Below are 13,263 nucleotides of genomic sequence, written 5' to 3' on the forward strand. Positions count from 1 at the left end.
AAAACGGCACCCGAAGGTGCCGTTCAAGTTCACAACGCGTGTGAATCAATCCTCGACGAAGGCTTCTTCGCGCTTCGATTTGACTGACGGCAAGAGCACAATGATGAGCAACACCGCTGCGGCTGCAAGCAAGCTGGCAGACAAACCGCGTGTCACAAACACGGACCAGTCACCGCGAGACAGCAGCAATGCACGGCGCAAGTTCTCTTCCATCATGGGGCCCAAGATGAAACCGAGCAACAAAGGTGCAGGTTCTACGCCCAACTTGATGAACAAGTATCCGATGACACCGAAGGCACCCACCAACCAGATATCGAAGGTGTTGTTGTTGGTGGAGTACACGCCAATGGCACAGAACAGCACAATGGCAGGGAACAACCAACGATAAGGCACTGTGAGCAGCTTGATCCAGATGCCAATGAGTGGCAAGTTCAAGATGATCAACATCAGGTTACCAATCCACATCGAAGCAATCAAGCCCCAGAACAACTCAGGGTTGCTGGTCATCACTTGCGGGCCAGGCTGAATGTTGTGGATGGTCATGGCACCCACCATCAAGGCCATCACAGCGTTAGGTGGAATACCCAATGTGAGCAAAGGAATGAATGAGGTTTGTGCACCGGCGTTATTCGCAGCTTCAGGCGAAGCCACACCGCGGATGTTGCCTTGACCAAAAGGTACTTCGCCGGGACGGAGTTTGGTTTTCTTCTCGATGGTGTAAGCGGCAAAAGCAGCCAGCAAAGCGCCACCGCCTGGCAAAATGCCAAGGCATGAGCCAATGGTCGTGCCACGCAACACCGCAGGAATCATGTTGCGGAAATCTTCACCCGTAGGGAGCAAACCTGTCACTTTTCCGGTGAACACTTCGCGCTTGTCTTCAGGTTGGGACAAGTTGGCAATGATCTCGCCATAACCAAACACACCCATGGCAATGGTAATGAAACCAATGCCGTCTGTGAGTTCAGGAATGTCGAAGCTGTAACGGGCCACGCCAGAGTTAACGTCAGTACCGACCAAGCCCATCAAGAGGCCTAGCACAATCATGGCCACCGCTTTGAGCAAGGAGCCAGAAGCCAACACCACCGCACCGATCAAGCCCAAAATCATGAGCGAGAAGTACTCGGCAGGACCGAACTTGAAGGCCACTTCGGTCAATGGCGCCGCGAAAGCCGCCAAAATCAAAGTACCCACGCAACCGGCAAAGAATGAGCCCAAACCAGCAGCAGCCAATGCGGGACCTGCACGTCCTTTACGGGCCATCTGGTAACCGTCGATCACGGTCACCACAGAAGAAGATTCACCCGGCAGGTTCACCAAAATGGCAGTGGTAGAACCGCCATATTGCGCGCCGTAGTAAATACCGGCCAACATGATCAATGCCGCGATAGGGGGCAATGCGTAAGTGGCGGGCAAAAGCATGGCAATGGTAGCCACGGGGCCAATGCCTGGAAGCACACCAATCAAGGTGCCCAGCAAACAGCCGATGAAAGCGTAAATGAGGTTTTGGACGGTGAAAGCCACCCCAAAACCCATCGCCAAATTAGTGAACAAGTCCATTGATTACTCCTTAGCCGCTGATGAAAGTTGGCCACACGGGGAACTGCAGTTTGAGCAGCATGATGAAAGCTGCATAGCTCATCACTGACAAAATGGCGCTCAACACGATGGTTTCTTTGAAATTGAATTCGTCACCGGCCATGCTGACCACGATGGTGGTGCCAAAAATGGCTGCAATCAGACCCATGGCTGGCAAACCGATGCTGGGCAAACCGCCCAACAGCACGCCAAACAACAAGTTGCCGGCAATGATGAAGAACAAAGGCTTCCAAGCCCATTTGCCGACGGGTTCGCCATCAGGGGTTTCAACCACCAACGACTTGAACAAAATCGCAGCACCTAACAGCGCCAAGATCACGCCCAAGAGCAGCGGAAAGTAGCCAGGGCCCATGCGGGCGCCGGTACCAATGGTGTAACTCGTTGCTCCGTAGGCAAATGAAGCACCGACAACGGTGAACATCAGACCGGAGAAAAAGTCTTTCGAACTTTTGATTTTCACAGGGACACTCCTCCAAAAAAGTTTGGGATGGCGGGATTCTGAACCTAAACCACCGCAAACCGGATGTGGATTTCACCTACAGAAGGTCAATGAAGGGCCCAAACGTTTGGGTTAACCCTAGGTTTGAGGGTTTTTTATTTCACGAGCGGTTTGAAAACGCGCAGCCATTTGGTGGCGGGCAGGCCAAATCGGTTCTCAATGGCTTCTGCTTGCGTGAGCAATGCATCGCGTTTGGGCCTGCTGGGCGTGCGTTGCGCCAAGATCACCGTGTTGCCCTCTCGGGTGGGTTTGAAAGCCCACAAGGCATCCTCCCCAAAAGCTTCTGCCATCTTGGCCAAGCTCTTTTCATAACTGGAGGTGCGGCCAAACAAATTGACCGCCATGGTGCCTTCGTCTGTAAGCAAGGCACGGCAGTTTTGATAAAACGCAACGGAGTCCAGAACAGGTGCGGCCGCCTCGTGGTCGTACAAGTCCACGTGCAAGATGTCGACTGTGCCTAGCCATTCATCGCTTTGAATTTCTTGCGCAGCATCGGCAATGATGACGCGCATGCGTGGACCGTCTTCTGGCAATTTGAACCAGCCACGGCAGGCATGTAAAACGCCGGGGTTGAGTTCGATGGCGGTGCAAGTCCACTTGAGCTTCTTGTAACAAAACTTGGTGAGGCTGGCCGCCCCCAAACCCAACTGCATGGCATGCCTGCCAGCCACCGACGCGCTTTTTAAAAACAACAAGCCGGCCATCATGCGCTGCACATATTCAAGCTCTAATTCAAAGGGCTCTTTGATGTTCATGGCCCCTTGAATCCAAGGCGTACCCAAGTGCAAATAACGCGAGTCACCGTGCTCTGAGAAGTTCACTTCTGGCAGTTCGATGGCTTTGGATTTTTTAACGGACATAAAGGCTCTAATGGGGGCTTAAAGATGAAATCGATTGAAGGCGCGGCAAGACACGCAGTGTGTTTTGCACAGTGGCTTTAGCCACATGCTCTATTGGCGCGCCACGCAGTTGCGCCAGCACGGCGCCAATTTGTGGCAACTGACTCGGCTCGTTTCGTCCTTGCGGCAAGCCCTCTGATTGTCGCTGGGATTGGGTTCGGTAAAGCCAATGCGGCGGAATATCGGGTGCGTCGGTTTCCAACACGATGGCATCCAAAGGCAAGGTCGTGGCCAATTGACGCAATTGCAAGGCGCGCTCGTAGGTCATGGCGCCGCCAAAGCCCAATGCAAAACCCAGTTCAACAAACACCTGCGCTTGTTGCAAGCTGCCATTGAACGCATGGGCAATGCCACCTTGAACTTGGCATCGGCGCAATCCCTTCAGCAGCGCATCGGCCGACTTTCGCACGTGCAGGATGACAGGCAGCTTGTAGTTTTTGGCCAGCTTCAACTGCGCGTTGTAAAAAAATTCTTGCTTGTCTCGCATGGCAGGCTCGCACAAACTGGGCACCCAAAAGTCCAAGCCGATTTCACCCAAGGCGACCAAACGTGGATCGCTTGCAGTGCCCTCTTCATTCAAAGACAAAGCCGATTGCAAATGCTGTTCTAACAAAGCCAAGTCAGACACTTGGGCTTGAGGCACATACAAAGGATGAATGCCCAATGCGTAGGGCTGATTCGTGCTGCGTGCAAATTGACGCAGTGGTTCAAAGTCTTTGGCCTGAACGGCAGGCATGACACAAGCCGCAACACCTTGCGCTTGTGCACGCTTTAAAACTTCCAAGCGATCGTGCGCAAACTCTGGGGCATCCAAATGGCAATGGCTGTCAATCCACTGCACGGTCATGGCTGCAGCACGCCCCTGTCCAATCGCAACACACGGCTGCAGCGAGCCGCCAAATGGGCATCGTGCGTCACCACGACAAAGGCCGTGCCTTGGCTTTGCGCCGTGTTCAACATGACATCGAACACACCTTCTGCGGTGTTGCGGTCAAGGTTGCCTGTTGGCTCATCGGCCAACACACAGGCTGGCTGCGTCACCATGGCGCGGGCAATGGCCACGCGTTGACGTTCGCCACCCGACAATTCAGCAGGACGGTGGAATGCACGGTGATCAAGCCCCACACGCTCTAACCACTTCATGGCCACTTGCTCGGCCTCCGCCTTGTTTGTGCGGCGAATCCACAAAGGCATGGCCACGTTTTCAAGCGCAGTGAATTCGGGCAAGAGATGGTGGAACTGGTAGACAAAGCCTAGCAACAGGTTGCGCCTAGCACCTTGCGCTGCGGCGCTCAATTGCGTCCACGCTTGACCCTGCAACAACACTTGTCCTTGGGTGGGCTGATCGAGGCCGCCCATCAAATGCATCAGGGTGCTTTTGCCAGAACCCGAGGCTCCCACAATGGCCACCGTTTCACCAGCACCCACTGTCAGGTTCACCTCTTGCAAGACGGACACATCGAGACCGCCTTCGGCAAAGCGTTTGCTCAAACCGCGCACTTCCAAAACGGCTTGTGCTGTTGACATGGGGCTTGCTGAATTACTCATAACGCAAAGCCTCCGCAGGATTGACTTGGCTGGCACGCCAGCTGGGATACACCGTGGCGACAAAAGACAAGAGCAAAGAAATGAGCACCACAGGCAAGATGTCGCTCATCTGCGGATCGCTGGGCATTCGGCTGATGAGGTAGATGTCTTTGGGCAAGAAACTGGCTTGGAACACGGCCTCTAAGGCAGGCACGATCACATCGATGTTGAAGGCAATCAACAAGCCCAACAGCATGCCACCCAAGGTGCCAATGACGCCAACCATCGCACCTTGCACCATGAAGATGCCCATGATGCTTTGGGGACTGGCCCCCAACGTGCGCAAGATGGCAATGTCGGCTCGCTTGTCAGTGACCGTCATGACCAAGGTGCTGACCAAATTGAACGCTGCCACAGCCACAATCAGGGTCAGGATGATGAACATCATGCGTTTCTCAACCTGCACAGCAGCAAACCACGTGCGGTTTTGTTGCGTCCAATCGCGCACGGCCATGCCCATCGGCAAGGCCGGTGCAAGTTCTTTGGCCACCGCACGCGCCTCATGCAAATCTTTGATTTTCAAACGAATGCCTGTGGGGCCTTCGAGCCTGAAAATTTTGCCCGCATCGGCCACATGCAACATCACCAGCGCCGAGTCGTATTCGTAATGGCCAGAATTGAACAGGCCCACCACTTCCATTTGTTTGAGGCGCGGCAAGACGCCCGCGGGTGTGACCTGGCCGTTCGGGGCAATGAGGGTGACGGGGTCGCCAACGCGCAGTCCCAACTGCCGCGCCAAATCGACGCCCAAAACCACCCCAAACTTGCCTGGCGACAAGGCTTGGATGCCAGGCATGCCCTTGTTGAATCCTTGAGAGGCCACCGACAGGTCCACCACCGTTGGCTCTAAGGCGGGGTCGATGCCGCGCACCAACACACCCTTCATGTCTTCACCGCGGGCCAACAGGGCCTGCGCGGCAATGAAGGGGGCCGCGCCCATCACTTGCGGATGTGCTTTGACTTGTTTCAAAGTGCCTTCCATATCTTCGAGGGCACCGCCATCGGCCGAGATCACTTCAATGTGGGACACCACACTCAGCATTCGATCGCGAACTTCTTTTTGGAAGCCATTCATGACCGATAGCACAATGACCAACGCGGCCACGCCCAAACCGATGCCCAACATGGACACCCCTGAAATGAAGGAGATGAAGCCGTTGCGACGCGTGGCGCGGCCTGCGCGGGTGTAGCGCCAACCTAAAACCAATTCGTACGGTAGTTTGAGTGTCATGCCTTCATCATTTCAAGCGTGTCATATCAGACCTGCAACAGGGTGATTGTGTCATCCCTGACAATACAGGCATGAACGACGCTTTGCCTTTGTCAAACAGCCCCGCTGCTGCAGGCCCCCCACATTGGGTGATTGCCTATGCCAGCAGCCACGCCTCCCCCTTGCAGCAAGCTTTGGACACATTGTATTTGCCTCATTTGGAAAAAGTCCTGCAAGGCATGACTTGCGTTGCCAAATCAGACGCAGAAGTCGAAGCCACCGCCCCACTCCTGCCCCATGAAAATGTCCCCACTTTGTGGGATCAATCCCCTTCGTGGGGAGAGGAAGCGCTGATCACCCCTTGTCACTGGCAAGTGGGCATGAACGAAGTTTTGTTGCTGAACCCTGCCGAAATGCAGCTCAGCGCAGAGGAATCGCAACAACTGCTAGCTGCTGTGAAGCCCTATTTTGAAGAAGATGGTCTGCACCTTTCCTACGAGAGCCCTCTGATTTGGCGCGCCACGGGTCCCTTGCTCAAAGACATGCCCTTCGCTTCCTTGGAAAAAGTCGCAGGACAACACATCAAGGATTGGCTGCCACAAGGCCCCCACGCGCGCGCGCTACAGCGCTTGCAAAGTGAAATGCAAATGCTGCTGTACCAACACCCCGTGAATGATTTGCGAAGCCAAGAAGGACGCTGGGCTGTGAACTCATTTTGGGTTCATCGCTCACTAGAACAACTTTATCCAAACAATGACATCACTGCGTTTCGCATGGACCTGCAACAAGCAGCTGTCAGCGGCAACACCAAGGCATGGCTTGCGCAGTGGCAAGTGCTCGACACATGGATGGGCCATCAATTCCAATCTGCGCCTTCGGGCATTGCATCGATCACCTTGTGCAGTGAAACGCATTGGCGGCACTATCGCCCACACCCCCCATCCTGGCTTCAATCTTTGAAGCGCAGGCTGTCCCCTCTCAAAGTGCAAGCCGAGTTGCGTGCACTCACCGCCGGAGTTTCTGCCCAATGAGTTTGCAAATTTTGACGCGCGATGTACCGCCGCGTACAGCGTGGACGCTGGAACAAGCCGGTGTTCACCCCTTGCTGTCCCGCTTGTTTGCCGCTAGGGGCATTCAAAGTCCAGATGAACTTGACGATGGTTTGGCCAAACTCTTGCCCCCCCAGACCTTAAAAGGCACAGAAGCTGCAGCCAACTTGTTGGCCGATGCCATCGCCGCTCAAAAACGTCTGTGCATCGTGGCCGATTACGACTGCGATGGCGCCACGGCTTGTGCTGTTGGCCTGCGCGGCTTGCGCATGCTGGGTGCGCAACACGTGAGCTACATCGTGCCCGACCGTGTGGTCGATGGCTATGGCCTCACGGCCCCCATTGCACAGCGCGTTCAACAAGCAGGCGCCGATGTGTTGATCACCGTGGACAACGGCATCGCCAGCATGGAAGGCGTGGCACAAGCGCAAGCTTTGGGATTGCAAGTGTTGGTCACCGACCACCATCTGCCTGCCGCCACATTGCCAAGCGCCGATGTCATCGTCAACCCCAATCAACCAGGCTGCAGTTTTGAAAGTAAAGCTTTGGCCGGTGTGGGCGTGATGTTTTATGTGCTGCTGGCGTTGCGCGCAGAACTGCGCAAGCGCGGCCTGTTCACAGCCGAGACACAGCCCAAACTGGATGCACTCTTGCCCTTGGTGGCCTTGGGCACCGTGGCCGATGTGGTCAAACTGGACAACAACAACCGCCGCTTGGTGGCGCAAGGCTTGAAGCGCATTCGCGCGGGCGCCATGCCCACTGGCATGTTGGCCTTGTTCAAGGCTGCAGGTCGTGATGCACGCGTGGCCACCACCTTTGACTTTGGTTTTGCACTGGGCCCACGCATCAATGCAGCGGGTCGTCTGTCTGATATGACTTTGGGCATTGAATGCCTGAGCACCGACGATGCAGCACGCGCTGATGAGTTGGCTCGTCAGCTCGACAGCATCAACCGTGAGCGCCGCGATATTGAAGGCGACATGCGCCAGCAGGCCATGGAAATTGCCGAGTCTTTGATGGACGACAGTGAAGAACCGCCACCCGCCATTTGCGTGTTCGACCCCGATTTTCATGAAGGCGTGGTGGGCATTGTGGCCTCGCGCATCAAGGACAAATTTCACCGGCCTTGTTTTGTGTTTGCGGCCAGCAATGCACCAGGCAAAGAGCACGAGCTGAAAGGCTCAGGTCGCTCCATTCCAGGTTTTCATTTGCGCGATGCCCTTGACCTGATGGTCAAGAAACACCCTCACCTGTTGTTGCGCTTTGGCGGTCACGCCATGGCGGCGGGTTGCACCATCGAAGAAGAACATTTGGAATTGTTTGAAGCTTGCTTCATGGAGGTGGCTGCACAACTTTTGTCGCCCGCCACATTGCAACGCAAACTGGAAACCGATGGCCCCTTGGATGCGCAATATCGCCGCGCCGAGTTTGTCGATGTGATGCACAAGGAAGTGTGGGGCCAAGGCTTTGCACCACCGGTGTTCAGTGACGAGGTGGAAGTGGTGTCACAACGCTTGGTAGGCGAAAAACATTTGGCCTTGAAACTCAAACACCAAGGTCAGCCTGTGGATGGCATTTGGTTTGGCCGCATTGAGCCACTGCCTGCGCGTGTGAAGTTGGCTTACCGCTTAGACGTGGACGAATGGCAAGGCCAAAAACGCGTTCGCTTCATGGTGGAAGCTGCGGAGCTTTAACGTTTAGCTTGCAGTGCCTTCAGCACCGCTGGCGAAACCAAGCCGTCCACTTTGCCACCGAGCGTCGAAATTTCACGCACCAAGGTGCTGCTGATGTGCTGAACTGAAGCGCTGGTGTGCAAGAAGATGGTGTCTACTTCGGGCGCCAAGTGGCGGTTCATGCCGGCCATTTGTGTTTCGTAGTCGTAATCGGTGACCGAACGCAATCCGCGCACAATGACGCGAGCACCTTGGCTGTGCACAAAGTCGCACAGCAAGCCTGTGAACGACACCACTTCAACATTGCCTAGATCTTGGGTCACGTCTTTGGCTAAGGCCAGTCGCTCGTCCAAGCTGAACAAGGTTTTTTTGTGATGCGCAGCAGCCACCGCCACCACCACCTTGTCAAACATTTGCGCAGCGCGGTACACCACATCTTCGTGACCCAAAGTAATGGGGTCGAAGGTTCCAGAATAAACGGCAGTGACTGAGCGACTCATGTGAACTCCTGATCAATGAGGGCATTATCCCTCGATGGGCCGTTGTAGCAAATGGGCATGCACAGCACCCGCCTTCATGTATTTGACGGGCTGCAAACCGCAGTTGGCAAGCGCCTCAGCCTGCCATGCCACAGGCGCTTCCAAATAAACCCACCCGCCGGGCACCACCGCTTGGGCAGAGGCCTGCAAGGCTTTTTCAAAATGAGCGCCGTCAAAGGGGGGGTCTAGAAAGATCACATCGAGGCTGCCGGGCGCAAGGCGCTGAAGGGCCATCATGGCATCGCCTTTTTGAACTTGCACTGCTGTGGCCGACAAACGTTTTTGAGTTTCACCCAACAAGCCCACCAATTGGGCGTCTTGTTCCAACATCAGCACAGACTTGGCACCGCGTGAAGCTGCTTCAAAACCCAGTGCACCCGTACCCGCAAAGGCGTCTACACAGCGCCAGTCCGTGAGGTCTTGGCCCAACCAATTGAACAAGGTTTCACGCACACGGTCTGGCGTGGGCCGCAGACCTGGTTTGTCGATGACTTTGATTTTGCTGCGTTTCCATTGGCCGCCAATGATTCGCAACTCGTGCGAGGGCGATCCTGTGACAGCCTTGGCCACGGTGGGAGTCTTGTTGAGGGGTTTGGTTCTCATAGGTGGCAAGCTTAAACGCTTGATGCAGGTCAGTTCACGCATCGCGCAAAAAAACACACAGAAGCCCCGTCAGTCATGCTTTTTTGAGAGAGTCTGGCGTTTTACTTAGAATGGGCACTTAGACAACGCCCATTTATGTTCAGTTTCTTTCGCTCCAAACCCAAACCAGACGCTGCCGAAGCGCCCCCATCTGCGCCCCAAACGCAGGCGCTGCAAGCACCTTCTGAGCCTGTGGTGGCCGCTGAAGTAGCCCCGCAAGCTCGTCAATCTTGGCTGAGCAAACTCAAAGCAGGTCTGCGCAAAACAGGGGGCAGCATTGCCGCCGTTTTCACAGGCACCCAAATTGACGATGCGCTGTACGAAGAATTAGAAACCGCCTTGCTCATGGCCGATACAGGGGTGAAGGCCACAGAGTTTTTGTTGAATGATTTGAAAGCGCGCGTCAAAGCCGCTAAAGCCACCGACCCTTCCGCCGTCAAAGGACTTTTGATTGACGCCATCACCGACATGCTGATGCCGCTGCAAAAACAATTGCAAATTGGCGACCAAAAACCCATGGTGCTGATGGTGGCAGGTGTGAATGGTGCTGGCAAAACCACTTCCATTGGCAAACTGACGCACCACTTGGCAGACCAAGGCGCCAGCGTGTTATTGGCTGCCGCTGATACCTTCCGCGCTGCTGCGCGCGAGCAATTGGCGGTGTGGGCGCAACGCAATACGGTGGAGATCATCAGCCAAGAAGGTGGCGATCCTGCGGCCGTCAGCTTTGACGCCGTGTCTGCAGGCAAAGCACGTGGCCGAGATGTGGTGTTGGTCGACACAGCAGGTCGCTTACCGACACAACTCCACCTCATGGAAGAGTTGAAAAAAATCAAACGTGTGGTGCAAAAGGCCGATGCGCAAGCACCCCACGAAGTGCTGCTGGTGATCGATGGCAACACGGGGCAAAACGCGCTCACGCAAGTCAAAGCTTTTGATGAAGCCTTGGGTCTGACGGGCTTGATCGTCACCAAACTGGATGGCACCGCCAAAGGCGGCGTGCTGTGCGCCATTGCCCGCGAAAAACCCATTCCGGTTTATTTCATTGGTGTGGGCGAACAACTCGACGATTTGCAAACCTTTGATGCGCATGAATTTGCGCAGGCTTTGCTCAACTAAAACGCGCTGGACTGAAAGCTTCAGGGTTGATGCTGGTACTTTCGCCAGCCATCAACTCAGCCAACAACACACCGGTGCCCGGCCCCGTGCTAAAGCCGATGTGCTGGTGACCAAATGCAAGCCACAAGCCCGGGCACTGCGGCATCTCGCCAATCACGGGTCGACTGTCGGGCGTGGTGGGACGTGAGCCCAGCCAATCGGAACCCTCTACCGCTTCTTTGAGTGGAATGGCGCGTCGCGCTGCGTTTTCTGCAGCTTCCAATTGCTGAGGGTTGAGGGCTGCATCGCGCCCCGCCAACTCCACACCAGTGGTCATTCTGAGGACTGGCGCCCCTTCGGCATTGACCATGGGCGACAGCACATAAGCCCCTGCCGTGTCGTACACCGGCCGTTGCAAAGTCACGCCTGCCACGGGTTTGAAATGACGGTGATACCCCCTCTCAAAGGCCATGTGGGCTTTGAAGTCGGATGGAAACTGACTGGCCTTGAGCAAACTCTCGGACCATGGCCCCATGGCCAACACCACGTTGGGTGCCCAGTGGGAAGAACCACTGGCATCTAAGTATTGCCAACCTTGTGGCTGTTTCTGCAATGCGCGCACCTCGGATTGATGGAATACACCGCCCTGTTTCACAAACTGATTGGCATAGGCCTTGACCACCTCTCCCGGGTTGTCGACTGAAGATGCATCTTGAATCCACAGTGCATGTTGGAATTGGCTTGAAAGGTGGGGCTCTAAAGATTGAATGTCTTGGCCATGCAGCGCTTGTGCAGCCACCGAAAATTCTTGCAAAACTTCTCGCGAAAAGGCACTGCCACGCCATGCTGCATCGTTTTGGAACAACCAGAGCCATCCGTTCTCGCGCAATCGATGCTGCACAGCGGACTGCGCTAACCACGCTTTGTGGGTCTGGGCAGACAACTGAATCAAGCCATCCAATGCCACGGTGGTGATGTCAAACGATTGGCGTCTGGCATGCCACAAAAATCGCCACATGAAATCAAAGTGCGCCAAAGCACTGGGGCGCACTTGCAAGCTGGGGCCCGGCCTGAGCAGCATGCGCGGCAAGCTTTGCCAAAGTCCAGGACGATTAAAGGGCAACAGCGAACTGCGCGACAACACACCCGCATTGCCAGCCGAAGTTGCTTCGCCAGGGTTGCGCTGATCGACCAAGGTGACATGCCAACCCTTGGCCTGCAAAGCCAACGCGCACGACACGCCCACCATGCCCGCACCGAGCACTGTGACTTGCCGACTGGTCTCGAAGAAATTCATGGGCTCATTTTGCTTCAAAAAATTGATGAATCACTTTCGACAAAACCTCACGATGACCGCGCTGTCAGGTTTACAGTCAAAGCATCGGGCTTTATAGTGCCCTCACTGAATTGGGATTGGATTGAACTGAATGCAGAAGTCGCGCTTGTATTTGTGGTTGGGTGGCTTTTGCGTCGCATTGATCGCAGTTGTGGCTTGGCAATTTAAACCTGCCGACACAAAAGAAATTGTTGCTACCGGCAAATTGCAATGTGATTTACCTGCACCCGATGCCAAGGCACCTCACCCTGGCATGGTGTGGGTTCCACCAGGGAAGTTCGACATGGGCGACAGCGTGTATGCCGAAGAAAAGCCCGTGCGCAATGTGCAAGTCAAAGGCTTTTGGATGGACCGCACCGAAGTCACCAACCAAGAGTTTGCAGACTTTGTCAAAGCCACGGGCTATGTCACCGTGGCCGAGCGCCCGGTGGACCCCAAGCTGCACGCCAGCTTGCCCGAAGTCATGCGCCAAGCAGGCGCGGTGGTTTTCAAAATGCCGAGCCAACTGACGCGGGGTGACGATCCAAGTCAATGGTGGCAATACGTGCCTGGGGCCAACTGGCAACACCCCGCAGGGCCTGCCACAAGCATCGAAAAGCATGGGCATTTTCCAGTCGTTCACATCACTTACGAAGACGCATTGGCGTATGCCAAATGGAAAGGCCGCACCCTGCCGACTGAGGCGCAGTGGGAATGGGCCGCGCGTGCAGGCGCCAATGAATTGCCAAGTCAGCACGACCAACCGGCCAGTGCCAACACGTGGCAAGGTATTTTTCCCATGGCCAATTCTGCAGAAGATGGCTTTGCTGGCCTTGCCCCTGTAGGCTGTTATGGTGCCAATGCTTGGGGCCTGTTTGACATGATTGGCAACGTGTGGGAACTGACGGCCGATGTGTTTGTGGCTGAGCGATCGACCCCAGCGAAGGGTCAAGGCTTGGACCCCGATGCCGCACAACAACCACCGGTGTTCAAAGCAGGCACGCCGCAAGCCCGCGTCATCAAAGGGGGCTCCTTCTTGTGCGCCCCCAACTATTGCATGCGCTACCGCGCAGGTTCCCGGCAGCCGCAAGAAGAAGATTTGGCCGTGAGCCATTTGGGTTTTAGGACCATCTTGCAACCCTGAAGAAAAGCCCAC

13 protein-coding genes are annotated in these 13,263 nt (G+C 55.4%); 4 read left to right on the forward strand and 9 right to left on the reverse strand.

What is annotated here, in order from left to right; translation table 11 throughout:
• Positions 1-45: 45 nt before the first annotated feature.
• The 6 genes from L103DPR2_RS12465 to L103DPR2_RS12490 form a co-directional block, all read right to left on the reverse strand.
• Entirely contained in the window at positions 46-1,557 is a 1,512-nt protein-coding gene (locus L103DPR2_RS12465) for a tripartite tricarboxylate transporter permease (protein WP_055361370.1), read from the reverse strand.
• 10 nt (positions 1,558-1,567) lie between these two features.
• Positions 1,568-2,056, reverse strand: a complete 489-nt coding sequence (locus L103DPR2_RS12470; protein ID WP_055361371.1) for a tripartite tricarboxylate transporter TctB family protein — start codon at positions 2,054-2,056, stop codon at positions 1,568-1,570.
• 134 nt (positions 2,057-2,190) lie between these two features.
• Positions 2,191-2,955, reverse strand: a complete 765-nt coding sequence (locus L103DPR2_RS12475; RefSeq protein WP_055361372.1) for a hypothetical protein — start codon at positions 2,953-2,955, stop codon at positions 2,191-2,193.
• Between the two features lie 7 nt (positions 2,956-2,962).
• On the reverse strand, positions 2,963-3,841 hold the full coding sequence (locus tag L103DPR2_RS12480) for a TatD family hydrolase (RefSeq protein ID WP_055361373.1): 879 nt from the start codon (positions 3,839-3,841) through the stop codon (positions 2,963-2,965).
• Positions 3,838-4,542, reverse strand: a complete 705-nt coding sequence (lolD, locus tag L103DPR2_RS12485) for a lipoprotein-releasing ABC transporter ATP-binding protein LolD (RefSeq protein WP_231717641.1) — start codon at positions 4,540-4,542, stop codon at positions 3,838-3,840. Before lolD ends, L103DPR2_RS12480 begins: the two co-directional genes overlap by 4 nt.
• A complete protein-coding gene (locus L103DPR2_RS12490) occupies positions 4,535-5,812 on the reverse strand; it encodes a lipoprotein-releasing ABC transporter permease subunit (RefSeq protein ID WP_055361375.1) in 1,278 nt (425 codons plus the stop codon). The genes lolD and L103DPR2_RS12490 overlap by 8 nt, the downstream gene beginning before the upstream one ends.
• A 71-nt stretch (positions 5,813-5,883) precedes the next feature.
• On the opposite strand from L103DPR2_RS12490, the gene L103DPR2_RS12495 reads away from it, so the two are divergent.
• Together L103DPR2_RS12495 and recJ are read left to right on the forward strand one after the other, a co-directional pair.
• Complete coding sequence (locus L103DPR2_RS12495) at positions 5,884-6,822, forward strand: hypothetical protein (RefSeq protein WP_055361376.1); 939 nt, start codon at positions 5,884-5,886, stop codon at positions 6,820-6,822.
• Positions 6,823-6,824: 2 nt separating this feature from the next.
• Complete coding sequence (gene recJ, locus L103DPR2_RS12500; RefSeq protein WP_055362036.1) at positions 6,825-8,534, forward strand: single-stranded-DNA-specific exonuclease RecJ; 1,710 nt, start codon at positions 6,825-6,827, stop codon at positions 8,532-8,534.
• On the opposite strand, the gene coaD is transcribed toward recJ, so the two are convergent.
• Positions 8,531-9,013, reverse strand: coding sequence for a pantetheine-phosphate adenylyltransferase (gene coaD, locus L103DPR2_RS12505; RefSeq protein ID WP_055361377.1), 483 nt, complete (start codon positions 9,011-9,013; stop codon positions 8,531-8,533). The genes recJ and coaD overlap by 4 nt on opposite strands.
• 24 nt (positions 9,014-9,037) lie before the next feature.
• Positions 9,038-9,655 carry a 16S rRNA (guanine(966)-N(2))-methyltransferase RsmD gene (rsmD, locus tag L103DPR2_RS12510; protein ID WP_055362037.1) on the reverse strand — a complete coding sequence of 206 codons (618 nt, stop codon included), beginning with the start codon at positions 9,653-9,655 and terminating at the stop codon, positions 9,038-9,040.
• A gap of 135 nt (positions 9,656-9,790) precedes the next feature.
• On the opposite strand from rsmD, the gene ftsY reads away from it, so the two are divergent.
• Positions 9,791-10,813 carry a signal recognition particle-docking protein FtsY gene (gene ftsY, locus L103DPR2_RS12515; RefSeq protein WP_055361378.1) on the forward strand — a complete coding sequence of 341 codons (1,023 nt, stop codon included), beginning with the start codon at positions 9,791-9,793 and terminating at the stop codon, positions 10,811-10,813.
• Here the strand turns inward: ftsY and L103DPR2_RS12520 are convergent.
• A complete protein-coding gene (locus tag L103DPR2_RS12520; protein WP_055361379.1) occupies positions 10,806-12,089 on the reverse strand; it encodes an NAD(P)/FAD-dependent oxidoreductase in 1,284 nt (427 codons plus the stop codon). The genes ftsY and L103DPR2_RS12520 overlap by 8 nt on opposite strands.
• A gap of 130 nt (positions 12,090-12,219) precedes the next feature.
• Here L103DPR2_RS12520 and L103DPR2_RS12525 point away from each other — a divergent pair, with 130 nt between their 5' ends.
• Positions 12,220-13,251 (forward strand): formylglycine-generating enzyme family protein, encoded by a 1,032-nt coding sequence (locus tag L103DPR2_RS12525; protein WP_055361380.1) that lies wholly within the window; start codon positions 12,220-12,222, stop codon positions 13,249-13,251.
• Positions 13,252-13,263: the final 12 nt, after the last annotated feature.

This window comes from Limnohabitans sp. 103DPR2, from assembly GCF_001412575.1.
Lineage (GTDB): Bacteria > Pseudomonadota > Gammaproteobacteria > Burkholderiales > Burkholderiaceae_C > Limnohabitans_A.